We start from the raw sequence: 24160 nt of genomic DNA on the forward strand, positions 1-24160 counted from the left end.
ATGAGGACACCTCGCGATAACTGGGCTGTCCTCTATGTCGGGAGACATCTGTCCTCTATGTCAATGAACCACAGACCCCCTCGGACACATCCGGCGACACGACTGAGGCCAGCGATGTGAATGCTCGCATTCACATCCGAGCCGATGGAGTGTGATTCCACGCGGGTTCGCTAGAACCGGCGACGATCACACAATCGGCGACACGACGCGCGTCGGCCGTCCGCCCGCATTTGCCCGCCTCGTGTGTGGGCGCAGTTGTCGCCTGAGCTTGAATTGGCAAGACGTGAATCGGAGGTATTTGAACAGACCTCGGTCACGTGGGTCGTTGCTGCACTCAGCGGCGACATGTACAAAATCAAGGCTCCGTGAGTGTACAGTTGGGGATATGGACGTATCCGTGACCGAGTTGCGCGCGCACCTCAGCGAGTGGCTGGATCGAGCGCGGGCTGGTCGTGAGGTCGTCATCACCGACCGTGGGATTCCGGTCGCGCGACTGACTCCACTGGACAGCGCAGGCACCTTGGAGCGTCTCACGGCCGAAGGCGTGATTGGCAAGGCCACCGCGCAGCGGCCCGTCGCTGCGGGTCGGCGCGGGCCCCGACCGCGACGGCCGGTGTCTGACCGGGTCAGCGACCAGCGGCGCTGACAGGTGCCGCTCGTTTACTTCGACGCCAGCGCCTTCGTCAAACTTCTCACCACTGAGCCGGGGAGCGCGCTGGCAACCGCGCTATGGGACGGCTGCGACGCCGCATTGTCCAGCCGTTTGGCCTACCCCGAAGTGCGCGCCGCACTCGCTGCGGCCGCCCGCAATCACGACCTAACCGAAGATGAGCTCGCCGATGCCGAGCATGGGTTGGCCGACTTCTGGGCCGCGACCCGCCCAGTCGAACTCACCGCGACGGTTGAACAGCACGCCGGCCACCTCGCTCGATCCCATGCCTTGCGAGGAGCCGACGCAGTTCATCTGGCCAGCGCGTTGGCTGTCGGCGATCCCGACCTGATCGTCGCCGTCTGGGACCGACGCCTGCACACCGGAGCCCAAGCCGTCGGGTGCCGCGTCGCCCCCGCCCAACTCGACCCTTGATCCGAGCGCTCGACATCAGAGTGGGTCAACCCCAGCACGGACGACGGTCAGGTACCGGTTCTTCAGGTCGGGACCCGTGGCGTAAGTGGCTAGCCCCTTTTCGGACACCGGTTTTACGGCGCGATGTGGCGTTTCGGCGGCGGGTAGACGGCTCGCGCGATCGTGGCCGACAGCCATCCGATCCACCATCCCCCGAAAACGAGCATCAGCGTGTGCCGGGTGGCGGTGCCGGCCGTCGACGACACCCCGGCCAGGATGACGGCCCACACGATCGCGCAGCCGATGCTGTATCCCGTGTACGTTCTGCGAAAGCGCCGGCCCATCTCGTGGATCCTTTCGATCGTGCCTGACCAGAACAGCGATGCCCGGCAGTGCCGGGATAGCGGCTCGTCGCCGTACATGTCTTCCAGCAAGGCCACCAGCTCGTCGCCGTAGCGGCGGCGCCAGGCCCGCGGATACCAGCGCAGCGCCCGCCGCGCGTCGTCGGCGTTCACACCGACCAGCCCGGCCGCGGGGACCGCAACGGCATGCCCAGCCGGCGCGCGCCCTCGTCGGCGATCGCGCCCAATTCCCTTACGGCAGCAGCAAGTTCGGCCTGCCCGGCCGCCGTCAACCGGTACGGCCGCCGCCGCTGGTCGTGTTGCAGCGGCTCGATGAGGCCCCGCTCCTCGAGCCGGGTGATCGCCCCGTAGAGAGTTCCGGGCCCCAACGCCGCACCGGAGAACTCCTCGATATCGCGGGCCAGCGCGTACCCGTGCTTGGGACCCGAGGCCAGGCTCGTCAGGATCAGCACGCCGGGATCGTTCGGCCTTGCCATGCCCGCCACGTTAGTACGTGCGACGTACTAGAGCAATCGAGTTAGCTCGGCGTTAGCCTGGAGAGCGACCAATGAACCCACCCAGCGGCTTCCTCCGGCGAGCGACGGCGCGCATCTACCGTGATCGTCGTGAGGCGGGCCGCGCGCTGGCCGAGGAGTTGGCCTCCTATCGGGACAGGGACGACGTGCTGGTCTTCGGGCTGGCGCGGGGCGGCGTGCCGGTGGCCTGGGAGATCGCCTCGGCATTGCACGCCCCGCTGGACGTGTTTCTGGTGCGCAAGCTGGGGGTTCCGCGTTGGTCGGAGCTGGCGATGGGCGCGCTGGCCAGCGGCGGCGGGGTGGTGATGAACGACAACGTGGTTTCCAGCCTGCACATCACCGACGACCAGGTGCGCGAGGTGATCGCCAGCGAGACCGCCGAACTCAACCGGCGCGAGCAGGCCTACCGGGGCGGCCGCCCCGGCGCCGACCCGCGCGGCAAGGTCGTGATCCTGGTCGACGACGGCATCGCCACCGGCGCCAGCATGCTGGCCGCCGTCCGGGCCGTGCGGGCCGCGGGGCCGCTGTCGATCGTCGTCGCGGTGCCGGTCGGACCGGCGTCGACCTGCCGCGAAATCGGGCGGGAAGCCGACGAGGTGGTGTGCGCCTCCATGCCACCCGGGTTCGAAGCCGTCGGGCAGGTCTACGCAGACTTTCGCCAGGTCACCGACGATGAGGTTCGCGAGCTGCTGACTACGCCGACCCGCTGAAGAACGCTGAAGTACTAGGTGGCCCGGTCCTCGCTGGACTCGAGGCCCTGGGACGACTCGTCGGCGGTGTCCTCGACCGCGGGCCGCTCCCCCTCGTCGGGGGCCTCTTCGGGGTAGTCGACCGGGGCTTCCTCGTCATGCCCGGGTTCTTCCACGTCGTGTGCTGCGCCGTCGGCGTCACGACGCTGGCGTTCCCGCAACGCGTCGATGATCAGCAACACCACGCCCAGAACGCTGGCGCCGATGCACACCCAGGCGACCAGCTCGTTGCTGGTGACCACCGCGAACACCAGGGCGACGAGCCCGATCAGGGCGAGTACCAGCGCAATGATCAGCATCGGTCATCCTCCAGCCGAAGACGGGGACTGCCAGGTCTAGTGCAGGCTAGTGTGCCGAACGGGAGCCCCGGCGAGTACCCCGGCACGATCGCCCGGCTAGTTATTACCCCGATTGAACTGGTCGAACCCGCCGGCGTCGGCGCTCGAGTCGACGGGCGCCGCCGATCCACGCTGGCCGAGTTCCTCCAGCTGGGATTCCAGGTAGGTCTTGAGCCGGGTGCGGTATTCGCGTTCGAAGGTGCGGAGCTGCTCGAGGCGGCCTTCCAGCACGGTGCGCTGCTGGTTGATGGTTCCCATGATCTCGGAATGCTTGCGCTCGGCGTCGGCCTGCAGGGCGTCGGCCTTCTCCTGCGCCTGGCGCAGCTGCGTCTCCGAGCGGCTCTGCGCGTCGGCCAGCATCGCGTCGGCGCGCTGGCGGGCCTCGGTGACCGTGGTCTCGGCGGTGTGCCGGGCCTCGCTGAGGATCTGATCGGCGTTGGCCCGCGCATCGGCCAGCATCTTCTCGGACTCGGCCTTGGCGTTGCTGGTCAACCGGTCGGCGGTGTCCTGGGCCAGGGTCAGCACCCGGGCGGCCTTCATGGCCTGTTCCTCGTTGGTCCCCTGGGACGCCGCCGGCGCCGCCGGCGCGACGACCGGCGCAGGCTTGACCGGCTCGGGCTCGGGCTCGAAGGTCGGGATCGCCTGGGTGGGCTGAGCTGCGCCGCCGCCCCCACCGGCGGCCAGCTCGCGGTCCAGCTCCTCGATCCGTTGACGCAGATCGGAGTTCTCCTCGATGAGCCGCGTCAGCTCGTTTTCCACCAGGTCGAGAAAGGCGTCGACCTCGTCTTCGTTGTAACCGCGCTTGCCGATCGGCGGCTTACTGAACGCCACATTGTGGACGTCGGCTGGTGTAAGCGGCATTGTTCGTCCCCTCGAGTTCCTGTCAAACGATCTGGAAAGTGTAGAACGGAGTGGTTGCCGTCGTGCAACTGCCGTCCATCCTGTCACACCAGACTCGGCGGTAGCCGATTAGCCCAATAAATAAGAACCTATTTCACACACTAAGACCAATAAAATCCAAACCCTTAAAATTTTTAAATTGCGGCGGCCGAACCGACGCTAAAACGTGGCCGAACCGTCTCCGGGCCGCGGCGCGCGCTCTCAGCACCGATCATGCCGCCGCGCCGAACGCCAGTTGCATGCCGATGAACGCGACCAGCAGCAGCACCATGATCGACAGGTCGAAGCGCACCGCCCCGATGGTGAGCTGCGGGATCAGCCGCCGCAGCAGCTTCACCGGGGGGTCGGTGATCGACATGATGATCTCCAGGATCACCACGGTGATGCCGGTGGGATGCCAGTCGCGGCTGAACGAGCGGATGAACTCGACGACGACCCGGGCGATGAGCAGCAGCCAGAAGATGAACAGCGCGAACCCAAGGATCTGAAAAAACAGCACCAACTGGAGCCCCGACCTTACCGATGAGATGACCCGATGTCAGGCGCCAGCCTACCGATTCTCGGGTGCGGGCACACATCTCACGTGCGCCGACCCCGCCGAGCGGCGGAACGGGTGCGTCTACTGGTAGGCGTAGAACCCGGTTTCGGCGATCCGGCGACGCTCCTCCGGTGACACGTCGACGTCGGCGGGCGACAACAGGAACACCTTGGTCGCGACCTTGTCGAACGACCCCCGGAGCGCGAAGGCCAGGCCGGCGGCGAAGTCGACCAGCCGCTTGGCGTCGGCGTTGTCCATCGACACCAGGTCCATGATCACCGGGGTGCCGTCGCGGAAGCGCTCGCCGATGGTGCGCGCCTCGCTGTAGTCCTTGGGCCGCAGCGTGGTGATCTTCGACAGCGGGCTGCCCTCCTCGAACAGCATCGCCATGCGGCGCGGGTCCATCGCCAGCGCACCGCGGGTGGAATTCCGCAACCACGAGCCGAGCCGCGGCCGGCTCATCTCGGGCCGTTCGAACTCGCGCGGGTGGACGGGGCCGTAGCGGCCCTCGTCGGCGTAGCCGCCACGATAGCCGCCGGGCGGGGGGTAGTCGGCGGGCTCGCCGCGCGGGTCCCTGAGGTCCTCGTAGTCGCGGCCTTCGAAACGGCCCTCGTAGCGGCCGTACCCCTCGTCGAACCGGGGCCGCGGGAAGCCGCGGGAGGGCGCCCGGTCGTCGTAGTACTCGTCGTCGTAGTCCTCCATCGGAGCCATACCGAAGTAGGCCTTGACTTTGTGCAGTGTGCTCATCGCGTAAACCCTTCTAGCCCCTGGGAGTATTGGTGTCTGTGATGAAGATGTGACTACAGTGACTACTCACGGTGACGGTAGCCGCCTCGGACCCAATAGCGCGGTACCGACACGCACACACGTCGAACCATGTTTGACGGCTATTTCGAAATCGTTGGACATGCCGGCGGACAGTCCGACGGCGTTCGGGTGCGATTCCAGCACCCTGCGGTGCTCGGATCGCAGCAGCTCGAAGGCCCGCGCGGGGTCCCAGTCCAGCGGCGGGATGCCCATCAGGCCGAGCAGTTCCAGGCTTCGGGATCCCGCGACCTGCGCGCAGACCTCATCGACGGCGCCGGGCGCGGTGACGTCGACGCCGCCGCGGGAGACGTCGCCGTCGAGGCTGACCTCGACGTAGACGCGCAGCGGCTCCTGGCGGCGGCCGTCGGCCAGGGCCGCCGACACCGCCCGGTCGAGCGCGGCGACCAGGCGCGTGCTGTCGATCGAGTGGGCCGTGTGCGCCCACCGCGCCAGCGAACGCGCCTTGTTTCGCTGAATCCGGCCCACCATGTGCCAGTGCATATTCCGCAACTCGGCAAGCCCGGAACTGGCCGCCAACCGGTCGACTTCGGCGACCTTCGCCGTCGCTTCCTGGTCGCGGGATTCGCCGACGCACCGACAACCCAATCGAGACAAAATCGCAACATCGGTTGCTGGAAAGAATTTGGTAATAGGGAGAAGTTCAATTTCGCTGACATTGCGGCCCGCCGCTTCCGCGGCACCCGCAAGTCGCGAACGCACCGCGGCCAGCGCATGCGTCAATTCCGATTCGCGGTCGCCATGCTCGTGGGCCGGCAGGTCCCCCGCCATCGGTCACTCCATCCAGATCAGCGACGCCAGGCGCCCGGTCGGCGCGTCCCGGCGATGACTGAACAGCGCCCGGTCGTCCACCGTGCAGCGCGGATCGACGTCGATCGCCGTGACGCCCAAATCGCGGAGCTGGCAAGCGATTCCGGCGCGCAGGTCGAGCCCGGGAGTGCCGGCCGCGGTGGTGGTGCGGCTGCCCGGCAACGCCGCCTCGACCTCGTCGGCCATCGCGGCGGGCACCTCGTAGTTGCGACCGCTGACCGCCGGGCCCAGCAGCGCCGACATGTCGCCGGCCCGCGCGCCCCGCGCCAGCATCGCCGCGATCGCGCGGGTCACCACCCCGCGCTGCGCGCCGACGCGGCCGGCGTGCACGGCGGCGATCACACCGGCGCGCGCGTCGGCCAGCAGCACCGGCACGCAGTCGGCGGTCACCACCGCCAGCGCCAGGCGCGCCGTTCCGGTGACCAACGCGTCGGTCTCGTCGACCGCGGCAGCCTGCGGTCCGTCGACGACCTCGACCCGATCGCCGTGCACCTGGTTCATCCACACGATCCGGTCGGCGCCCAGGCCGATCGCGTCGGCCAGCCGCTTGCGGTTGGCCGCCACCGCCGCGGGGTCGTCGCCGACGTGGTCACCGAGGTTGAAGGTGTCGAACGGCGGCGCCGAGATCCCGCCGGCGCGGGTGGTGGTCACCCGACGGATGCGAACGCTCACGTCACCAGTATCCGAAAAGCAATGTCGGCCATGCCGCCCCGACGCGCGCCGGGGTCCGGTTGTCACCGACATGAGACTCAGCGGCGCATGAAAGGCGGCACGTCGACGTCGTCGTCGTCGCCACCGATGTTCAGGGTCGAACCGTTGGTGTGAATCGGGACACTGACCGCGTCGACGGGCTCGAACAGCGTCGAGCTGAGCTTGCCGGCCTTGGCGGATTCGATGCGGTGCGCGCCGCCTTTTTCCTCGGCGGTGCTGCCGATGACCGGCTTGCGGCCCGGTCCGGTGGCCTCGAAGCCCGCTGCGATGACGGTGACCCGCACCTCGTCGCCCAGCGAGTCGTCGATCACGGTGCCGAAGATGATGTTGGCGTCCGGGTGGGCGGCGTCCTGCACCAGCGAAGCGGCCTCGTTGATCTCGAACAGGCCCAGGTCGCTGCCGCCGGCGATAGACATCAGCACGCCCTGCGCGCCCTCCATCGAGGCTTCCAGGAGCGGCGAGTTGATGGCGATCTCGGCGGCCTTGAGCGACCGGCCCTCGCCGCGCGCCGAGCCGATGCCCATCAACGCCGTCCCGGCGCCGGACATGATGCCCTTGACGTCGGCGAAGTCCACGTTGATCAGACCGGGGGTGGTGATCAGGTCGGTGATGCCCTGCACGCCGTTGAGCAGCACCTCGTCGGCGCTGCGGAACGCGTCCATCAGCGACACCGCGGCGTCACCCATCTGCAGCAGCCGGTCATTGGGGATCACGATGAGGGTGTCGCAGCTCTCCCGCAGCGCGGCGATGCCACTTTCGGCCTGATTGCCGCGCCGCTTGCCCTCGAAGGAGAACGGCCGGGTGACGACGCCGACGGTCAGGGCGCCCAGCTTGCGGGCGATGCTGGCCACGACGGGCGCCCCGCCGGTGCCGGTGCCGCCGCCCTCGCCGGCGGTGACGAACACCATGTCCGCGCCGCGCAGCAACTCCTCGATCTCGTCCTTGGCGTCCTCGGCGGCCTTGCGCCCGACCTCCGGGTCCGCTCCGGCGCCCAGCCCTCGGGTGGAGTCGCGCCCCACGTCGAGCTTGACGTCGGCGTCGCTCATCAACAGCGCCTGGGCGTCGGTGTTGATCGCGATGAACTCCACGCCCTTGAGGCCCTGTTCGATCATCCGGTTGACGGCGTTCACGCCGCCGCCACCGATGCCCACGACCTTGATGACGGCCAAGTAGTTGTGCGGGGGGGTCATCATTCGTCTTCCTCCCTGGTGGGACTCGGTGTGTCGGCCTGGCAAACCCTCAACCTCAACCATAGAGTTAGAGTTATGTCAAGTAGTTCCGCGCAAACAGAACGGTATGGGTAGTACGCGCGCTTATCCCGCAGGCGCGCCGACGCGCGGCACGCAAATTTTGCAGTTGCCGAGTGTGCGGCTGGCCTCACATTCGGCGCCGAACGTGCGGCTGGCCGCACATTCGCGCGCGAAAGCTACTTGACGGTCGGCAGGTCGGGGCTGGACACGTCGTAGGTCTTGCCCGGCTGGGTCAACAGGGCGGCCAGCTTTTCCGCCTTCTCCTCGGTGCGGTCGGTGGTCCCCCAAATCACCACCCGCCCGTCGCCCAGCGTCAGGGTGATCGAGGCCACCGACGGGGCCGCGATCCGGCTCACCTGACCGGCGACCTCCGGGCGCAGGGCGATCAGCACCTGCAGCGCCGCCTTGGTCGTCGGGTCGTTCGGCCCGGGATTGGCCACGTCGATGTAGGGCAGCGCCGGCGGCGGCGGCGCGGTCGCGAAGTCGACGCCGTCGCGGTCGAACAGGTGCGGCCCGTCGGGAAAGTCCTTCACCACCAACGGAACTCGCTCGACGATGGTGATCCGCAGCGCCGACGGGTACTGGCGCTGCACTCGGGCGCTGGCCACCCGCCGGATCGCGGCCACCCGCTCGGCGACCTGGTTGGTGTTGATCTGCAGCAGCGGCGTCCCGGGACGCACCCGCGCGGCGTCGAGCACCTCCTCGCGCGTCACCGTGCCGATCCCGGTGACGACGATGGTGCGCGCCGACATCGCGGGCGTGAAATAGAGGATGAGCCCGAGACCGACCCCGACGATGGCCACGATGACGCTGGCGAGCAGCATCTTCAGCCCCCGCACCACGCCGCGGGCCGCCGGTTTGGGCTGGTTGGCGATGCGCCCGCTGGCCCGGCGCTTGGCCTCGCGGCGGGCCTCCTCGATGGCTCGGGCGCGGGCCTGCGCGGCGCGGCGCTCCGCCCGCTCGCGGCGGGCCCGCCGGCGCGGCCCCTCGAATTCGGCCTGATCCGGCTGCGACGCGTCGGCGGGCGCCCCGGTCGCGATCGGCTCGGTGATCACGCCGTCGGCGCGCTCGGGGTCGGCCGGCGCGGGCTCGTTCGGCTCGGTCATCGCAGAATCCCCGGTCTGCCCGGCGCGCTACGGTTGGCCCGCACCCGCAGCGCGGTCACGATCTCAGGGCCCAGCAGGGTGACGTCGCCCGCGCCCATCGTGACGACGACGTCCCCGGGGCCCGCGGCCGCGGCGACCTCCTCGGCGACCGCCGAGAAGTCCGGCAGGTAGCGCACCGGCACACTCACGTGTTCGGCGACGCTCGCACCGCTGACGCCGGTGAGCGGTTTTTCGCGGGCGCCGTAGACGTCGAGGACGAACACCTGATCGGCGGCGTCCAGCGCGCGACCGAACTCGGCCGCGAAAGTCTTTGTGCGCGAATATAAATGGGGCTGAAACACCACGATGCAGCGACCACCGGGGTCACCATCCCGCTGAAGCACGGCGCGAACCGCCGCCAGCGTGGCGCTGATCTCCGTGGGGTGGTGGGCGTAGTCGTCGAACACCCGGACCGTTTCGGGGCCGGTCCCGGACGTTCCGACCAGTTCGAATCGGCGGCGCACGCCCTCGAATCCGGCCAGCCCGTCGAGCACCTCGTCGGGCGAGGCGCCGATCTCGATCGCCGCCAGCAGGGCGCCCAGCGCGTTGAGCGCCATGTGCCGGCCGGGCACCGACAGCCGCATCACGCGCGGGTGCGCGTCGCCCGCGAGTTGGATGTGCGCGACGGCCTCGGTGCCCTGCTGCTCCCACGACAGCAGCCTGGCGGCCAAGCCGTCACCCGCCGAGCCGTAGCGCAGGACCCGGATGCCCAGCTCCGCGGTGCGTTCGGCCAGCGCCGCCGCGCCGGGGTCGTCGGTGCAGACCACGAGCGCCCCGCCGGGGGCCAGCCTCTCCACGAAGGAATCGAACACCGCGACGTAGGCATCGGCGCTGCCGTAGAAGTCCAGGTGATCGGTCTCGATGTTGGTCACCACCGCGACGTTGGGCGCGTACTCCAGCAGCGAGCCGTCGCTTTCGTCGGCCTCGGCGACGAAGCAGTCGCCGCTGCCGTGGTGGGCGTTGGTGCCGGCCTCCCCCAGGTCGCCGCCGACGGCGAACGACGGGTCCCGTCCGCAGTGCTGCAGGGCCACGATCAGCATCGACGTCGTCGTCGTCTTGCCGTGCGTGCCGGTGACCATCAACGTGGTGCGCCCGGCCATCAGCTTGGCCAGCACGGCCGGGCGCAAGATCACCGGGATGCCGCGGCGCCGGGCCTCGACCAGCTCGGGGTTGGTCTTCGGGATGGCGGCGTGGGTGGTGATGACCGCCGTGACGCCGCCGGGCAACAGATCCAGCGCCGACGCGTCGTGGCCGACGCGGATCTGGGCGCCCCGGGCCCGCAGCGCGTGCAGGCCGCGCGATTCCTTGGCGTCGGACCCCGACACCAGCCCGCCGCGGTCCAGCAAGATGCGGGCGATGCCCGACATTCCGGCTCCGCCGATGCCGACCATGTGCACCCTGTGCAATTCGGGGGGCAGCTCGGCGTTCACGTGTTTCTCCCGCCGACCCGCGCCCGTCGCGCGATGTCCAGCGCCGCCTGGGCCACCTGGCGCGCGGCGTCGGGGTGGCCCACCCGGGCGGCGGCGGCCGTCATCGCCGCCAGCCGCGGCGGATCGGTGAGCAGGCCGGCCACCTCGCGGGCGACCAGGGCCGGGGTGAGGTCGGCATCGGCGACGACCATGCCCCCGCCGGCGTTGACCACCGGCAGCGCGTTGAGCCGCTGCTCGCCGTTGCCGATGGGCAGCGGCACGTAGATGGCCGGCAGGCCGACCGCCGAGACTTCGGCGACCGTCATCGCGCCGGACCGGCAGATCGCCAGGTCGGCGGCGGCGTAGGCCAGGTCCATCCGGTTGAGGTAGGGCACCGCGACGTAGGGCGGGTCGCCGGGTTGGGGCTCGCGCAGGTCCAGCGTGTTCTTGGGCCCGTGCGCGTGCAGCACGCTGACCCCGGCGTCGGCCAGGTCGGCGGCCGCAGCGGACACGGCCCGGTTGAGCGAGACGGCGCCCTGCGAGCCGCCGAACACCAGCAGCACCCGCGCGTCGTCGGCGAAGCCGAAGTGCCTTCGGGCTTCGGCGCGCAGCGCGGCGCGGTCGAGCGCGGTGAGGGTGGCCCGGATCGGCACGCCGACCACCTCGGCCCGCGGCAGGCCGCAGTCCGGCACCGCCGAGAGCACCCGGTCGGCGCGGCGGGCGCCGACCCGGTTGGCCAGCCCGGCGCGGGCGTTGGCCTCGTGGATCACGACCGGGACCCGGCGCCTGCGGCCCAGCCCGCCGCGCGCGGCCAGGTAGGCCGGCACGGCCACGTAGCCGCCGAAACCGATCACCACGTCGGCGTCGACGGCGTCGAGCACCGCGCGGGTCTCCCGGACGGCGCGCCACACCCTCGGCGGGAGCCGTGCCAGGTCACCACTGGGCTTGCGCGGCAGCGGGACCGGCGTGATCAGCTCGAGGTGATATCCGCGCTCGGGCACCAGCCGGGTCTCCAGCCCGCGCGGGGTGCCCAGCGCGGTGATCCTGACGTGCGGATCCAGCGCGGACAGCGCGTCGGCGACGGCCATCGCCGGCTCGACGTGGCCGGCCGTGCCGCCGCCGGCCAGCACCACCGACAGGGGGGAATCAACCGATGACGCATCATCGGCCGATGATGCGGCACCGGCGGGCGAGGGGTTGCCCCCCAGCCCGCCGGCCGGCTGTCCGATCGTGCCGTTCACCCGTAACGCTGACCTTCCAATGTGCGTGCCCGCCGTGTCGGACGCTGACCGGCGTACCGCTGGCTTGATCCATGATGCCCTCCCCGCCCCCGCGCGGCGCCCCCAGACTGGCGCGCCGTCGGGGTGGCCGTTCGGCCGGTGGCCTTGCGCAGCGGCTTGTCGGGGTTGCGCTTCGCCTTCCGGGCGGGCGCCTTCGGGCCGGTCCGCGGCGCGGCGGTGCCCTCCCGCTTGCGGTCGCGGAACGCCTCGATGCGGCTCGGGACGTACGGCCGGGGCAGCGGCAGCCGCAGCAGCTGGGTCATCTTGTCGTCCCGGCCGGCCCGCAGCGCGGCCACCGCCTCGGGTTCGTGCCGGGCCGCGTTGGCCATGATGCCGATCATGAATAGCGTTGCGGCCGTTGATGTTCCGCCCGCGGAGATGAGTGGCAGCTGCAGGCCTGTCACCGGGAGCACGCCGATCACATAGCCGATGTTGATGAACGCCTGACCCAGGATCCACATGGTCGTGGTGGCGGTCACCAACCGCAGGAACGGGTCGGCCGACCGGCGCGCGATCCGCATCCCGGTGTAGGCGAACAGCCCGAACAGGGCCAGCAACCCGAACGCGCCGATGAAGCCCAGCTCCTCGCCGATGATGGCGAAGATGAAGTCGTTGTGGGCGTTGGGCAGGTAGTTCCACTTGGCGACGCCCTGGCCGAGGCCGTCGCCGAAGATGCCGCCGTGCGCGAGCGCGAACTTGGCCTGCCGGGCCTGGTAGCCGGTGTCCTGCGGGTCGTTCTCGGGGTTGATCCAGGACCGCACCCGGTCCGAGCGGTAACCCGCCGACATCGCGAGCACCGCGCCGGCCATGAAGACGGCCACCAGCGAGGTGACGAACACGCGCAGCGGCAGCCCGGCGTACCACAGCAGGGCCAGCAGGATGATGCCCAGCGACACGGTCTGCCCGAGGTCGGGCTGGGCGACGATCAGCGCCAGCGCGATGACCGCGGCCGGGACCAGGGGGATCAGCATCTCGCGCAGCGAGGCCCGCTCCATGCGCCGGGCGGCCAGCAGGTGGGCGCCCCAGATCGCGAACGCGATCTTCGCCAGCTCGGAGGGCTGCATCGAGAAGCCGGCGATCACGAACCACTTCCGCGAGCCGTTGGCCAGGTTGCCGATCCCGGGAACCAGCACCAGGACCAGCAGGATGATGGTGATGACGTAGCCGGTGAACGCGACGCGCCTGATGAACCGCACCGACACCCGCATCGCGACGTAGGCCGCGATCAGCCCGATGACCGTCCACAAGACCTGCTTGGCGAAGATCACCCAGGCCGACCCGTCGGCGCCGTAGGAGCGCACGCCCGAGGCGGACAGCACCATGATCAGACCGAGCGTCGTCAGCAGCCCCGTCACGGCGATGATCAGGTGAAACGACGTCATCGGCCGGCCCAGCCAGGCGCCGAACCGGCTGCGCAAACCCCCCGGCATGGCGGCGAGCCTCGCCTTGGCGGCCTTCGCGGCCCCCGGGGCCACGACTTCGGCGGGCTCGGCGGCGGTGTCGATGACGTCCGTGGCGGCGTCCGCGTCGTCGGAGGCGTCGGCGGCGTCGGCGGCATCGGGGGCGTCTGCGGCCTGGTCCGCCGCTTCCGCCCCGCGGGGCTCGGGCGCGGCGTCCTGGGTCTTCCTGCCCCGGCGCAACCGCCGGGCGAGCGGGTTAGCCACGCCCACCTACCGGATCGCCGCGCGCACGGCGGCGGCGAACGCGTCACCCCGGGCGGCGTAGCCGGCGAACTGGTCGAACGACGCGCCGGCCGGCGCCAACAGCACCGTGTCGCCCGGCTTCGCGAGCTCCCGCGCTGCGGCCACGGCCGCGGTCATCACGGGAGCGCCGAGGTCCCCGTCCGACGGTTTCACTTCTATCACATCTGTATCAGGAACCACAGCAGTCGCGTTCATACCAGCATCCTCGCCTGTCACAACGTGGACGACGGGGACATCCGGCGCGTGTCGCGATAACGCCTCCGCAACCTCGGCGCGATCCCGGCCGATGAGCACCGCCCCGACCAGCCGGGATGCGATCCTGGCGACCTCGGCGTCGACCGATGCGCCCTTCAGCAAACCGCCGGCCACCCACACCACGCGCGGGTAGGCCAGCACCGACGCCTCGGCGGCGTGCGGGTTGGTGGCCTTGGAGTCGTCGACGTAGGTGATCCCGTCGGCGACGGCCACGACTTCCGCCCGGTGCCGGCCCAACCGGAACGACGCGACCGCCCCGGCGATGGCTTCAGGGGGCACGCCGACGCTGCGGGCGAGGGCCGCCGCGGCCAGGGCGTCGAGCACGCCGACCGGGCCCGGCACGGGTATCGCGCCGGCCGGCAGCAGCGCCAGGTCGTCGGCGAAGGCCCGGTCGATCAGCTGGCCGTCGCGCACGCCGAGCTCGCCCGGGCCGGGCTCGCCGAGCCGGAAGCCGACCCGGACCGGCGCGGCGGCGGTGCCCAGCAGCGCGGCAGCCCGGACGTCGTCCAGCCCGACCACGGCGACCCGGCCGTCGAGTACCCGGGCCTTGGCCGCGGTGTATTCGGCCATCGTGGCATGCCAGTCGAGGTGGTCCTCGGCGATGTTGAGGACGACGCCGGCCTCGGGCCGCAGCGAGGGCGCCCAGTGCAGCTGGAAGCTGGACGCCTCGACGGCCAGCAGGTCGGCGGGCTGGTCGAGCACGTCCAGGACCGGATCGCCGATGTTGCCGCACAGCACGCTGCTTTTTCCGGCGGCGGTCAGCATGGCGTGCAGCATCGACGTCGTCGTGGTCTTGCCGTTCGTCCCGGTCACCACCAGCCAGCGGCGCGGCGGCCCGTAGCGGCCCGCGGCGTCGAGTCGCCAGGCCAGTTCCACGTCGCCCCAGATGGGCACGCCGGCCGTCGCCGCGGCGGCGAGCAGCGGCGTGGCCGGCGAGAAGCCGGGACTGGTCACCACCAGCGCGTATTCGGAGACCCGCCCGACCGCCGTCGACGTCGGCGCGGTGGCCACCCCGCCGTCGGCGTACCGGCGCAGCGTGGCCGGGTCGTCGTCGCACAGCGTCGGCGCCGCGCCGAACCGGGTCAGCGCGGCCAGCACCGCCTTGCCGGTCACTCCGCCGCCGGCCACCAGCACGGGCGCGCCCGGTCTCAACGGGTCAAGGCCGCTCATCACGCACCGACGGTGGCCAGCCACTCACCGTAGAAGAGCGCCACGCCCAGGCCGCAGGAGATCGCGGTGAGCAGCCAGAAGCGGATGATCACGGTCGTTTCGGCCCAGCCGGCCAACTCGAAATGGTGGTGGAAGGGCGCCATCCGGAACACCCGGCGCCCGGTGGTGCGGAAGGCCAGGATCTGCAGCACCACCGAGGTGACCTCCGCGACGAACAGCGAACCCAGCACCACGGCGAGGATCTCGGTGCGGCTGGTGACCGACAGGCCGGCGATGATGCCGCCCAGCGCCAGGGAGCCGGTGTCGCCCATGAAGATCTTGGCGGGCGCGGCGTTCCACCACAGAAAGCCGATGCAGGCGCCGGCGGTGGCGGCCGCGATGAGCGCCAGGTCCAGCGGATCGCGCACGTTGTAGCAGCCCAGCCCCGGCGCGGTGACGCAAGCGTTGCGGTACTGCCAGAACGTGATCAGCACGTAGGCGGCGCTGACCATCGCCATGCAGCCGGCGGCCAGCCCGTCGAGGCCGTCGGTGAAGTTGACCGCGTTGGACCAGGCGCTCACGACGACCACGCAGAACAGCACGAACAGCCCGGGAGCCAGTGTGACGGTGGCGATCTCACGCACGTAGGACAGGTTGGCGCTGGCCGGGGTGAGGCCGTTGGCGTTGCGGAACTGCAGGACCAGCACGCCGAACAGCACCGCGGCGACGATCTGCCCGACGGTCTTTGCCGTCTTGTTCAGCCCGAGGTTGCGCGACCGGCGGATCTTGATCAGGTCGTCGACGAACCCGACGGCACCCAGCGCGGTGGCCAGGCCGAGCACCAGCAGGCCCGACGCGGAGATGCCCTCGCCGTCGAACGCCAGCCCCACCAGATGCGTGCCGAGGTACCCCGCCCAGATGCCGGCCAGGATCGCCACGCCGCCCATCGACGGGGTGCCGCGCTTGGTGTGGTGGCTCGGCGGCCCGTCCTCGCGGATCTGGTGGCCGAACCCCTGCTTGGTGAACAGCCGGATCAGCACGGGCGTCAGCAGGATGGACACCGTCAGCGCGATGGCGACGGCGACGAGGATCTGTCTCACGGGCGGGCCCCGCCGTCATCGGCGGCCAGCGCTTCGGCCAAGGCGCCGAGGCCGGCGGCGTTGGACGCCTTGACCAGGACGACGTCGCCGGGTTGCACCTCGGCCCGCAGCAGGGCCAGGGCGGCGTCGCCGTCGGGCACCGCGACGGCCCCCCTGTCGCCCCACGAGCCCACTGCCCCTTCCAGGACCGCGCCGTCGTGCATGGCGCTCATCGACCTCCCGGTTCCCACGACAACGAGTCGAGACACATCTAAGCGCACTGCGAGCCGGCCGATGCGATCGTGCTCGGCGATCGCGTCCTCACCGAGTTCGGCCATCTCGCCCAGCACGGCCCAGCTGCGCCGGGCGCCCGGGCCCCCTTCCGGCCCGCCGTGCGCGATCCAGGCCAGCGCCTGCAGGCCGGCCCGCATCGAGTCGGGGTTCGCGTTGTACGCGTCGTCGATCACCGTGACGCCGTCGGCGCGGGTGGTCACCTGCATGCGGTGCCGCGACACCGGGCCCGCCGCTTCCAGGGCGGCGGCCACCTGCTCGACGCCCGCGCCGCAGTGCAGCGCGACCGCGCCGGCACACAGCGCGTTGGTGACCTGATGGTCGCCGAACACGCCCAGCCGCACGTCAGCCGCGCTGTCCATCGCGTGCAGGGTAAAGCGCGGCCGGGCCAATTCGTCGAGCGACACTCCCTCGGCCCAGACGTCGCTGGGTCCGGACTCGGTGCGCGCGGAACGGGCGACCCGGACCACCCGGGCCGCGGTCACCCCGGCCATCGCCGCGACGACCGGGTCATCGACGTTGAGGACGACGACACCGGATGACGGAACGGCTTGGGGCAGTTCGGCTTTGGTCCGCGCGATGGCTTCCCGCGAGCCGAACTCGCCCAGGTGGGCGGTGCCGACGTTGAGCACGACGCCGATCGACGGCGGAGCGATCTCGGCCAGCGCGGCGATGTTGCCCGGGTGCCGCGCCGACATCTCGAGAACCAGGTAGTGCGTGCTGCGGGTGGCGCGCAGCACCGTCCAGGGATGGCCCAGTTCGTTGTTGAACGACCCGGGCGGGGCGATCACCTCGCCCAGCGGCTCGAGCACGGCGGCCACCAGGTCCTTGGTCGAGGTCTTTCCCGACGAGCCGGTGATCCCGACGATCGTCAGCCCGCCCGCCACCAGTTCGGCGGCCACCGCCTTGGCCAGCGCGGCCAGCGCGGCCAGGACGGCCGCGCCGGAGCCGTCGGCGTCGTGCTCGAGCACCCCGGCCAGCCCGCCACCGGTCGCGCGGGGCTCCGGTTCGACCACGATGGCGGGCACCCCGACCGGCCGCGCCGCCAGCACGGCGACCGCGCCGGCGGCCACCGCCGAGGCCGCGTGGTCGTGCCCGTCGGAGCGGGCGCCGGGCAGCGCCAGGAACAGCCCGCCGGGGCCGACCTTGCGCGAGTCGAATTCGACGGTCCCGGTGACGTGCAGTTCGGCCGCGGCCTCGGGTGAGATGTCGGCCAGTGTGCCGCCGACGATTTCGGCGATCTGGGCGACGGTCAGGTCGATCACCGCGGGGTCCTCAGGGCCCCCAGCGCCTCCCCGAGCTCCACCCGGTCGTCGAAGGGCCGCGTCTCCCCCGCGGCGCGCTGCCCGGTTTCGTGGCCCTTGCCCGCGACGAGGACGACGTCGCCGGCTTTGGCCCAGGCCACCGCGTGGTCGATGGCCTGGCGTCGGTCGGCGATCTCGACGAGTTGCGCCTTGCCGCCGGCCGCCCCGGCCATGATCGCGCGTCGGATCGCCGCGGGGTCCTCGCCGCGCGGGTTGTCGTCGGTGACGACCACCAAATCGGCCAGCTCCGAGGCGATCTCGCCCATCGGCGCCCGCTTGCCCGGGTCGCGGTCCCCGCCGGCGCCGAACACCACCGCCAGCCGGTGGCCCGGCCGGCGCAGGGTGGTCAGCACGGCGCGCAGCGCTTCGGGCTTGTGCGCGTAGTCGACCAGCGCGAGGAAGTCCTGGCCGCGGTCGATCTCCTCCAGGCGTCCCGGGACGCGGGTGTGCAGCAAGCCCGGCGCCGCCTGCTCCGGGGAGACCCCGACGATGTCCAGAATGGCCAGCGCGACAAGGCAATTGGCGACGTTGTAGTGGCCCGGCAGCCGGATGCCGACGCGGTGGTGCACGCCCGCGGGGTCGACGACGGTGAATTCGGACCCGGCGCCCATCGGCGCCACGTCCATAGCACGCCAGTCGGCGGGTTCGCCGGCGGCGCTGACCGTGATCGCGGCGCCGGCCCTCCCGGCCATCGCCCGCCCGGCGTCGTCGTCGACGCACACCACGGCGGTGCGCGCACGCAGCGGCGAGGCGGGGTCGAACAGCACCGCCTTGGCCTCGAAGTAGTCGGCCATCGTGCGGTGAAAGTCGAGGTGGTCGCGGGACAGGTTCGTGAAGGCGCCCACCGCGAACGTGGTGCCGTCGACGCGACCCAGGGTCAGCGCGTGGCTGGACGCCTCCATGACCACGGTGTCCACCCCGCGTTCGGCCATCGCCGCGAGCATCGCCTGCAGGTCGGGGGCCTCCGGGGTGGTCAGCGCGCTGGGGATGTCGGCGCCGTCGATGCGGATGCCGATGGTGCCGATCAACCCGGCCGTGCGCCCGCCGGAGCGCAACCCGGACTCGACGAGGTAGGTCGTGGTGGTCTTGCCCGACGTGCCGGTGATCCCGACGACCGTGAGCTTCGCCGACGGATCGCCGTACACCGTGGCGGCCAGGCCACCGAGCACGCGGCGCGGTGACGGGTGGACCAGGGTGGGCGCGGTGCGGGACTGGGAGGCCATCTCGGCGACGCCGGCGGCGTCGGTGAGCACCGCGACGGCGCCGCGTTCGATCGCCTCGCCGGCATAGCGGGCGCCGTGCGTGGTGGAACCCGGCAGCGCGGCGAACAGGTCGCCGGGCAGCACGTCCTGAGCGCGCAGCGTCACGCCGGTGACCGCGAGATCCGGAACGTCCACCCCGTCGGCCATCACCGCGCCCACTTGGGCCGCCAGCGCCGGCAACCGCGCGCCCGGGACGGCGGTGGGCCGCAAACCGGTGGGTACCGAGACCACAGCCACACCTCCCTCCGTCGGCTCCCCTGTCGCACGATCAGCCCTGACACCCTACCGAGAAGGGGCACAGCGCCGAGATCGACGCCAACCCGAGCGAGTAGACCGCACGCTAACGTCGATCTCGCCGAGGGCGGGTGCCGGGTACAGCTAGGTGGCCTGCAGGGTCAGCGGCGGACCCGGATCCGGTGACAGCGGCACGTTCTCCCGCTGCATCAGCCAGCCGGCGATGTTGTGGAACAAGGGGGCGGCCGAATGCCCGGGCGAGCCGTCGGCGTTGCGCTGCGGGTTGTCCATCATGATGCCGACCACGTAGCGGGGATTGTCGACGGTGGCCATGCCGGCGAAGGTGATCCAGTAGACGTCGTCGAAGTAGCAGCCGCAGCCGGGGTTGATCTGCTGGGCGGTGCCCGTCTTGCCGGCCATCTGGTAGCCGGACACGGCGGCGGCCGGCCCGGTGCCCTGCTGGTAGCCCATCGGGTCCTTCTGCACGACGGCGCGCAGCATGCCGCGCACCGTCTGCGCGGTCTGCGGCGAGACCACCCGAATCCCCTCCGGGCGCGGTTCCTCGGTCCGGGTGCCGTCGGGCGCGATGGTGGCCTTGATGATCCGCGGCGGCACCCGCAGGCCGTCGTTGGCGATGGTCTGGTACATGTCGGTCATCTGCAGCAGGGTCATCGAAAGACCTTGGCCGATGGGCAGGTTGGAGAAGGTGCTGCCCGACCATTGGTCAATCGGCGGCACCAGGCCCGCGCTCTCACCGGGCAGCCCGACGTTGGTGCGCTGACCCAGCCCGAACTTGCGGACCATGTCGTAGAAACGCTCCGGACCGACGCGCTGCGCCAGCATCAGGGTGCCGACGTTCGAGGACTTCCCGAACACGCCCGTGGTGGTGTAGGGCATGACGCCGTGGTCCCAGGCGTCGTGCACGTTGACCCCGCCCATGTTGATCGAGCCGGGCACGTGCAACACCTCGTCGGGGTTGGAGAGGCCGTATTCGATCACCGATGACGCGGTGATCACCTTGTTCACCGAGCCCGGCTCGAACGGCGAGGACACCGCCAGGTTGCCCAGTTGCCGGTCGCCTTGCCGACCGATGTCCTGGGAGGGGTCGAAGGTGTTGTCGTTGGCCATCGCCAGCACCTCACCCGTCTTGGAGTCGAGCACCACGGCCGAAACGTTGTGCGCCCCCGAGAGATTCTTGGCCTGCTGGACCTGCTGCTGAACGTAGAACTGGATGTCGTCGTCGAGGGTCAGCTGGACGGTCGATCCGTTGACCGCCCGGTGCCGGTTGCGGTAGCTGCCGGGGATGACGACGCCGTCGGAGCCGCGGTCGTAGGTGACCGAGCCGTCGGTGCCCGACAGCACCGAGTCCAGCGAGTCCTCCAGCCCCAGCAGCCCGTGGCCGTCCCAGTCGATGCCGCCGACGATGTTGGCCGCCAGCGATCCGCCCGGGTACTGGCGCAGATCCTGCCGCTCGGAGCCGACCTCGGGATACTTCTCGGAGATCGCGCTGGCCACCGCCGGGTCGACCGCACGCGCGAGATAGACGAAGTTGTCGTCGCCCTGCAGCTTCTTCAGCACGGTCTGGAAGTCCGGCTTGTTGTTCAGCCGGGTCGAGACCTCCTTGGCGATGTCACGCAGCCGCTCCTGCGGATCGGGGGCGGTCGGGGTCTTCTTCTTCGCCTCCTCGAGTTGCTGGCGAATCCGCTTGGGCTGGAACGTCAAGGCGCGCGACTCGATGGTGAACGCCAGCTGTTGGTTGTTACGGTCGACGATGCTGCCGCGGACCGCCTTTTCGACATCGGTGACCTTGAGCTGTCCGGCCGCCTGGGCCCGCAGCTTGGGGGCGTCCTTGACCTGCAGCACGAACAGCTGGGCCGCCGCGACCAGCATCAGCACCAAAATGACGGCATTGCCGGCCCGATGCCGAAAAACGAACGACGCGCCGCGCGATCCCGCCTCCACGATCTGACGGGTGCGCCGCTCGCGCGCGGAGTGCCCGGTGCCCACCGCGTCGGGCCGGGTTTGCTTGGCCTGCTTGGCCTTCCTCGCCTGCCGTGGCTCCTTCAGCGTGGGTTGCCGGACGGCCTTGGCCTTCTGTGGTTTACCCGGAGCCCGGGTCGATCGCGCCGGCTGCGACCGGCGCGTCCGCCCGGCCTCGCCGCGGATCACCGGGCGGCGCCCGGCGTCGCGGCGGTCAGGGGCCCCAACGGCGCGCCGTTAGCCGGCGCGCCCGGCTGCGGCGCCGGCACCCCGGGTGCGACGGGCTGCGGGGGCCGCGGACCCGGCTGCACCGGTAGCGGCACCTCCGCGGGCAGCGGCGCAGGCGCCGGGGCGGGCGGCGGAACGGGCAGTCCCCCCAACGGGATTGACACCTCGGCGGGCACCGGAGGCGTCGCGGGTGCGGCCGGGCCCGGCAGCCCCGGCAACGGCACCACCCCCTGGAAGTGCCCGGTGGCCGCGCCGCCGGGCATGCCCGGCAGCGGCGGGACCGGCTGCGACGGCAGGTGCTGGCCGCCGACCGTCGACGACCCGTCCGGGGCCCGCAACAACGCCTCCGGTCCCTGCCTGGCCGGCACGGCCGGGCCCCCTGGGGCCGGCGGCACCCGGACCGGGACCTCCGGCGGCAGCGCCGGCGGTGGCGGAGGCGGCGGTGGCGCGTCGGAAATCTTGGTGTTCAGCGGCGGCGGCGGAACCCCGTCGGCCGGCTTCGGGGTGCCCACGACCACCCAGTTACCGGACGGGTCCTGGACCAGATGCGCGGTGTCCCTCGTCGGGATCATGCCCTGCTTGCGTGCCGCCTCGGCCAGCGCCGGCGCCGACTCCGCCTCGCGCACATCGCGTTCCAGCGCCTCCTTCTGCTCCTGCAGCATCCTGTTCTTCTCGCGCGCGTGGCTGAGCTGGTAGGAACGCTCCGCCGACGCGGTGGACAACCACAGCGTCAGGCCCAGCCCGAGGCCGAGCGCGCCGATGATCAACACGACAAAGGGAACCTTGGCGGCCAATGTCCGCGGCCGCAGGTCGATCGACGCCAGCCGGATGGCCAACCGCTCCGCCAACCTGGGTCGAACTGCTTTGGGCGCCTTGGCTTTTCGCGCCTTGGCTCGCGCCTTGGCCTGGCTGGCGCTCTTGGGCCGGCCCGGCCGCTCGACGGGCCGGGCGTTCGGGCTGGTTTGCGGGCCGGACTTGTGCGCACCGGCCTCGCGGGTGTTGGCCGAGGCCGGGCGCGTGCGCCGCGGCGACGCAGGATCGGCGGTGGCGCGCCTGCCCTTGCGGGCCGAACCGTCGCGTGTGCCACGACGGTCGCCGCTTCCGCGGCGCTTCGGCGTCTCGCGCTTTACCTTCATGTATCGCCTTCCCGGCTCGCCTGCTCTGGTTGCTCCCGCTGCCCCAGCCGTTGCAAGGCCCGTAATCGCACGGCGGCACTGCGTGGGTTGCGTTCGATCTCGGCCGCGTCGGCGCGTTCGGCGCCGCGCGTCAGCGACCGGAACCGCGGCTCGTGGCCGGGCAGTTCGACCGGAAGGTCCACCGGCGTGCGCGAGGCGACCGCGTCGGCGAACACACGCTTGACGATCCGGTCTTCCAGCGATTGGTAGGCCAGCACCGCGATGCGTCCGCCCACCCTCAGCGCGTCCAGGGCGGCGGGCAGGGCTTCGCGCAGCGAGGTCAATTCGTCGTTGACGGCGATCCGCAGCGCCTGGAAGGTGCGCTTGGCCGGATGCCCGCCGGTGCGGCGGGCGGGTGCCGGAATCGCTTGGTAGAGCAGGGCGACCAATTCCGCGGTCGAGGTGAACGGCGCCCGGGCACGCCGGCGGACGATCTGCGCGGCGATGCGGCGCGCGAACCGCTCCTCGCCGTAGCGGTGCAGGATGTCGGCCAGTACCGCCTCGTCGTAGGTGTTGACGATGTCGGCCGCGGTGAGCGCCGACTCCGGGTCCATCCGCATGTCCAGCGGCGCGTCCTGGGCGTAGGCGAAACCCCGTTCGGCGCGGTCCAGCTGCATCGACGAGACGCCGAGGTCGAACAGCACGGCGTCGACGGATTCGGCTGCAGCGTAACCGGATTCGGCCAGGGCGCCAGCCAGGCCGTCATAGCGGGTGTGCACCAGCGTGACGCGGTCGGCGAACGGGGCGAGCCGGTCGGAGGCGATGTCCAGCGCGCCAGGATCGCGGTCGAGCCCGATCAGCCGCAGGCCGGGCAGGTCGGTGAGGAACCGCTCCGCGTGCCCACCGGCGCCGAGCGTGGCGTCGACGAGCACCGCCCCCGCGCCGTCCGGGTTGTCGCGCGTCAGTGCGGGGGTCAGCAGCTCGACGCAGCGCTCCAGCAGGACGGGCACATGGCCGAAATCGCCTGAAACCTCTTGCACCGCAACGCCTTCCCGGGCTCCGCGGACCGCCCTCGCACCTCGGTCGGCCCGAAGGGCCGCCCTTGCACCCAGGTCCCTGTCCGAAGGCGCGAACCTGGCGTTGGGGAAGTACGCCAGGGTCGGTTCGGGCAGAGGCCACGATGCACGGGCATGCGCCTCAGATAATGTCGCCGAGTGCTTCATCGCTGGCCGCGGAGAAGTTCTCTTCGTGCGTCTGCTGGTAGTCGTGCCAGGCCTGCGCATCCCAGATCTCGAGGTAATCGACCGCCCCGATCACCACGCAGTCCTTCGACAGGTTCGCGTAGCGGCGGTGGTCGGCCGACAGCGTGATCCGCCCCTGCGCGTCGGGATGCTGCTCGTCGGTGCCGGCGGCGAGGTTGCGCAGGAACGCTCGCGCCTCGGGGTTGCTGCGCGACGTCTTGCTCGCCCGCCGCGCCAGCTGCTCGAATTCCGCCCGCGGGTAGACGGCGAGGCTGTGGTCTTGGCTCTTGGTGACCATCAACCCCCCTGCCAACGAGTCGCGGAACTTGGCGGGCAGCGTCAGCCGCCCCTTGTCGTCGAGTTTGGGCGTGTAGGTGCCGAGAAACACCAGCTCACCTCCCACACCGGTCACCCAAACACTTCA

General features: G+C 71.1%; 21 protein-coding genes and 3 pseudogenes. 3 read left to right on the plus strand and 21 right to left on the minus strand.

Features of this window, described 5'->3' with window-relative positions; translation table 11 throughout:
• Positions 1-352: 352 nt before the first annotated feature.
• Together A5705_RS28715 and A5705_RS27420 are read left to right on the plus strand one after the other, a co-directional pair.
• Positions 353-646 (plus strand): annotated as a pseudogene (locus A5705_RS28715) (type II toxin-antitoxin system Phd/YefM family antitoxin); the annotation flags it as partial.
• A gap of 3 nt (positions 647-649) precedes the next feature.
• Positions 650-1084 carry a type II toxin-antitoxin system VapC family toxin gene (locus A5705_RS27420; RefSeq protein ID WP_082956592.1) on the plus strand — a complete coding sequence of 145 codons (435 nt, stop codon included), beginning with the start codon at positions 650-652 and terminating at the stop codon, positions 1082-1084.
• 113 nt (positions 1085-1197) lie between these two features.
• Here the strand turns inward: A5705_RS27420 and A5705_RS20090 are convergent, their stop codons facing one another.
• Together A5705_RS20090 and A5705_RS20095 are read right to left on the minus strand one after the other, a co-directional pair.
• A complete protein-coding gene (locus tag A5705_RS20090) occupies positions 1198-1578 on the minus strand; it encodes a hypothetical protein (protein WP_068279507.1) in 381 nt (126 codons plus the stop codon).
• Positions 1575-1901, minus strand: coding sequence for a PadR family transcriptional regulator (locus A5705_RS20095; protein ID WP_067883411.1), 327 nt, complete (start codon positions 1899-1901; stop codon positions 1575-1577). The genes A5705_RS20090 and A5705_RS20095 overlap by 4 nt, the downstream gene beginning before the upstream one ends.
• 56 nt (positions 1902-1957) lie before the next feature.
• Between A5705_RS20095 and A5705_RS20100 the strand changes: the two are divergent.
• Positions 1958-2650: pseudogene (locus tag A5705_RS20100) on the plus strand (phosphoribosyltransferase); the annotation flags it as partial.
• A gap of 14 nt (positions 2651-2664) precedes the next feature.
• On the opposite strand, the gene A5705_RS20105 reads toward A5705_RS20100, so the two are convergent.
• From A5705_RS20105 to mraZ, 19 genes and pseudogenes are all read right to left on the minus strand, one after another.
• A complete protein-coding gene (locus A5705_RS20105; RefSeq protein ID WP_068279510.1) occupies positions 2665-2988 on the minus strand; it encodes a hypothetical protein in 324 nt (107 codons plus the stop codon).
• A 96-nt stretch (positions 2989-3084) separates the two neighbouring features.
• Positions 3085-3888 carry a DivIVA domain-containing protein gene (locus A5705_RS20110; protein WP_067883408.1) on the minus strand — a complete coding sequence of 268 codons (804 nt, stop codon included), beginning with the start codon at positions 3886-3888 and terminating at the stop codon, positions 3085-3087.
• A gap of 250 nt (positions 3889-4138) precedes the next feature.
• Positions 4139-4429 (minus strand): YggT family protein, encoded by a 291-nt coding sequence (locus tag A5705_RS20115; RefSeq protein WP_007170773.1) that lies wholly within the window; start codon positions 4427-4429, stop codon positions 4139-4141.
• 117 nt (positions 4430-4546) lie between these two features.
• Complete coding sequence (gene sepF / locus A5705_RS20120) at positions 4547-5212, minus strand: cell division protein SepF (protein WP_067883407.1); 666 nt, start codon at positions 5210-5212, stop codon at positions 4547-4549.
• A 66-nt stretch (positions 5213-5278) separates the two neighbouring features.
• Positions 5279-6061 carry a YggS family pyridoxal phosphate-dependent enzyme gene (locus tag A5705_RS27895; RefSeq protein WP_067883406.1) on the minus strand — a complete coding sequence of 261 codons (783 nt, stop codon included), beginning with the start codon at positions 6059-6061 and terminating at the stop codon, positions 5279-5281.
• Positions 6062-6064: 3 nt separating this feature from the next.
• Entirely contained in the window at positions 6065-6772 is a 708-nt protein-coding gene (pgeF, locus tag A5705_RS27900; protein ID WP_067883405.1) for a peptidoglycan editing factor PgeF, read from the minus strand.
• A 77-nt stretch (positions 6773-6849) separates the two neighbouring features.
• Positions 6850-8001 (minus strand): cell division protein FtsZ, encoded by a 1152-nt coding sequence (gene ftsZ, locus A5705_RS20135; RefSeq protein WP_067883423.1) that lies wholly within the window; start codon positions 7999-8001, stop codon positions 6850-6852.
• A gap of 236 nt (positions 8002-8237) precedes the next feature.
• A complete protein-coding gene (locus A5705_RS20140; protein ID WP_067883404.1) occupies positions 8238-9167 on the minus strand; it encodes a cell division protein FtsQ/DivIB in 930 nt (309 codons plus the stop codon).
• Complete coding sequence (murC, locus tag A5705_RS20145; RefSeq protein ID WP_067883421.1) at positions 9164-10597, minus strand: UDP-N-acetylmuramate--L-alanine ligase; 1434 nt, start codon at positions 10595-10597, stop codon at positions 9164-9166. Before murC ends, A5705_RS20140 begins: the two co-directional genes overlap by 4 nt.
• Positions 10598-10636: 39 nt before the next feature.
• A pseudogene (gene murG, locus A5705_RS20150) lies at positions 10637-11856 on the minus strand (undecaprenyldiphospho-muramoylpentapeptide beta-N-acetylglucosaminyltransferase); the annotation flags it as partial.
• Positions 11853-13400 (minus strand): putative lipid II flippase FtsW, encoded by a 1548-nt coding sequence (ftsW, locus tag A5705_RS20155; protein WP_369803385.1) that lies wholly within the window; start codon positions 13398-13400, stop codon positions 11853-11855. The gene ftsW and the pseudogene murG, both read right to left, overlap by 4 nt.
• Before the next feature lie 165 nt (positions 13401-13565).
• Positions 13566-15023: a UDP-N-acetylmuramoyl-L-alanine--D-glutamate ligase gene (gene murD, locus A5705_RS20160; RefSeq protein ID WP_068279513.1), complete on the minus strand. Its 1458-nt coding sequence runs from the start codon at positions 15021-15023 to the stop codon at positions 13566-13568.
• The gene (gene mraY, locus A5705_RS20165) at positions 15023-16102 is read right to left on the minus strand and encodes a phospho-N-acetylmuramoyl-pentapeptide-transferase (RefSeq protein WP_067883402.1); all 1080 of its coding nucleotides are present in this window, start codon (positions 16100-16102) and stop codon (positions 15023-15025) included. Before mraY ends, murD begins: the two co-directional genes overlap by 1 nt.
• Positions 16099-17637 carry a UDP-N-acetylmuramoyl-tripeptide--D-alanyl-D-alanine ligase gene (gene murF / locus A5705_RS20170; protein ID WP_067883401.1) on the minus strand — a complete coding sequence of 513 codons (1539 nt, stop codon included), beginning with the start codon at positions 17635-17637 and terminating at the stop codon, positions 16099-16101. The genes mraY and murF overlap by 4 nt, the downstream gene beginning before the upstream one ends.
• Entirely contained in the window at positions 17634-19169 is a 1536-nt protein-coding gene (locus A5705_RS20175) for a UDP-N-acetylmuramoyl-L-alanyl-D-glutamate--2,6-diaminopimelate ligase (protein WP_067883400.1), read from the minus strand. Before A5705_RS20175 ends, murF begins: the two co-directional genes overlap by 4 nt.
• Positions 19170-19316: 147 nt before the next feature.
• On the minus strand, positions 19317-21341 hold the full coding sequence (locus A5705_RS20180; RefSeq protein ID WP_068279517.1) for a penicillin-binding protein 2: 2025 nt from the start codon (positions 21339-21341) through the stop codon (positions 19317-19319).
• Positions 21338-22516, minus strand: a complete 1179-nt coding sequence (locus A5705_RS20185) for a hypothetical protein (RefSeq protein WP_068279520.1) — start codon at positions 22514-22516, stop codon at positions 21338-21340. Before A5705_RS20185 ends, A5705_RS20180 begins: the two co-directional genes overlap by 4 nt.
• The gene (rsmH, locus tag A5705_RS20190) at positions 22513-23718 is read right to left on the minus strand and encodes a 16S rRNA (cytosine(1402)-N(4))-methyltransferase RsmH (RefSeq protein WP_156738563.1); all 1206 of its coding nucleotides are present in this window, start codon (positions 23716-23718) and stop codon (positions 22513-22515) included. Before rsmH ends, A5705_RS20185 begins: the two co-directional genes overlap by 4 nt.
• On the minus strand, positions 23693-24124 hold the full coding sequence (mraZ, locus tag A5705_RS20195) for a division/cell wall cluster transcriptional repressor MraZ (RefSeq protein ID WP_066913393.1): 432 nt from the start codon (positions 24122-24124) through the stop codon (positions 23693-23695). Before mraZ ends, rsmH begins: the two co-directional genes overlap by 26 nt.
• Between the last annotated feature and the right edge of the window lie 36 nt (positions 24125-24160).

It is taken from the genome of Mycobacterium sp. E787 (genome assembly GCF_001668725.1).
Classification (GTDB): Bacteria; Actinomycetota; Actinomycetes; order Mycobacteriales; family Mycobacteriaceae; genus Mycobacterium.

Excerpts from the sequence above, each read along its gene's own strand:
- A5705_RS20095 (WP_067883411.1), bottom strand. The coding sequence starts at position 1,901 with ATGGCAAGGCCGAACGATCCCGGCGTGCTGATCCTGACGAGCCTGGCC.
- A5705_RS20105 (WP_068279510.1), bottom strand. The coding sequence starts at position 2,988 with ATGCTGATCATTGCGCTGGTACTCGCCCTGATCGGGCTCGTCGCCCTG.
- A5705_RS20110 (WP_067883408.1), bottom strand. The coding sequence starts at position 3,888 with ATGCCGCTTACACCAGCCGACGTCCACAATGTGGCGTTCAGTAAGCCG.
- sepF (WP_067883407.1), bottom strand. The coding sequence starts at position 5,212 with ATGAGCACACTGCACAAAGTCAAGGCCTACTTCGGTATGGCTCCGATG.
- A5705_RS27895 (WP_067883406.1), bottom strand. The coding sequence starts at position 6,061 with ATGGCGGGGGACCTGCCGGCCCACGAGCATGGCGACCGCGAATCGGAA.
- ftsZ (WP_067883423.1), bottom strand. The coding sequence starts at position 8,001 with ATGACCCCCCCGCACAACTACTTGGCCGTCATCAAGGTCGTGGGCATC.
- A5705_RS20140 (WP_067883404.1), bottom strand. The coding sequence starts at position 9,167 with ATGACCGAGCCGAACGAGCCCGCGCCGGCCGACCCCGAGCGCGCCGAC.
- murC (WP_067883421.1), bottom strand. The coding sequence starts at position 10,597 with ATGGTCGGCATCGGCGGAGCCGGAATGTCGGGCATCGCCCGCATCTTG.
- murD (WP_068279513.1), bottom strand. The coding sequence starts at position 15,023 with ATGAGCGGCCTTGACCCGTTGAGACCGGGCGCGCCCGTGCTGGTGGCC.
- A5705_RS20185 (WP_068279520.1), bottom strand. The coding sequence starts at position 22,516 with ATGAAGGTAAAGCGCGAGACGCCGAAGCGCCGCGGAAGCGGCGACCGT.
- rsmH (WP_156738563.1), bottom strand. The coding sequence starts at position 23,718 with ATGAAGCACTCGGCGACATTATCTGAGGCGCATGCCCGTGCATCGTGG.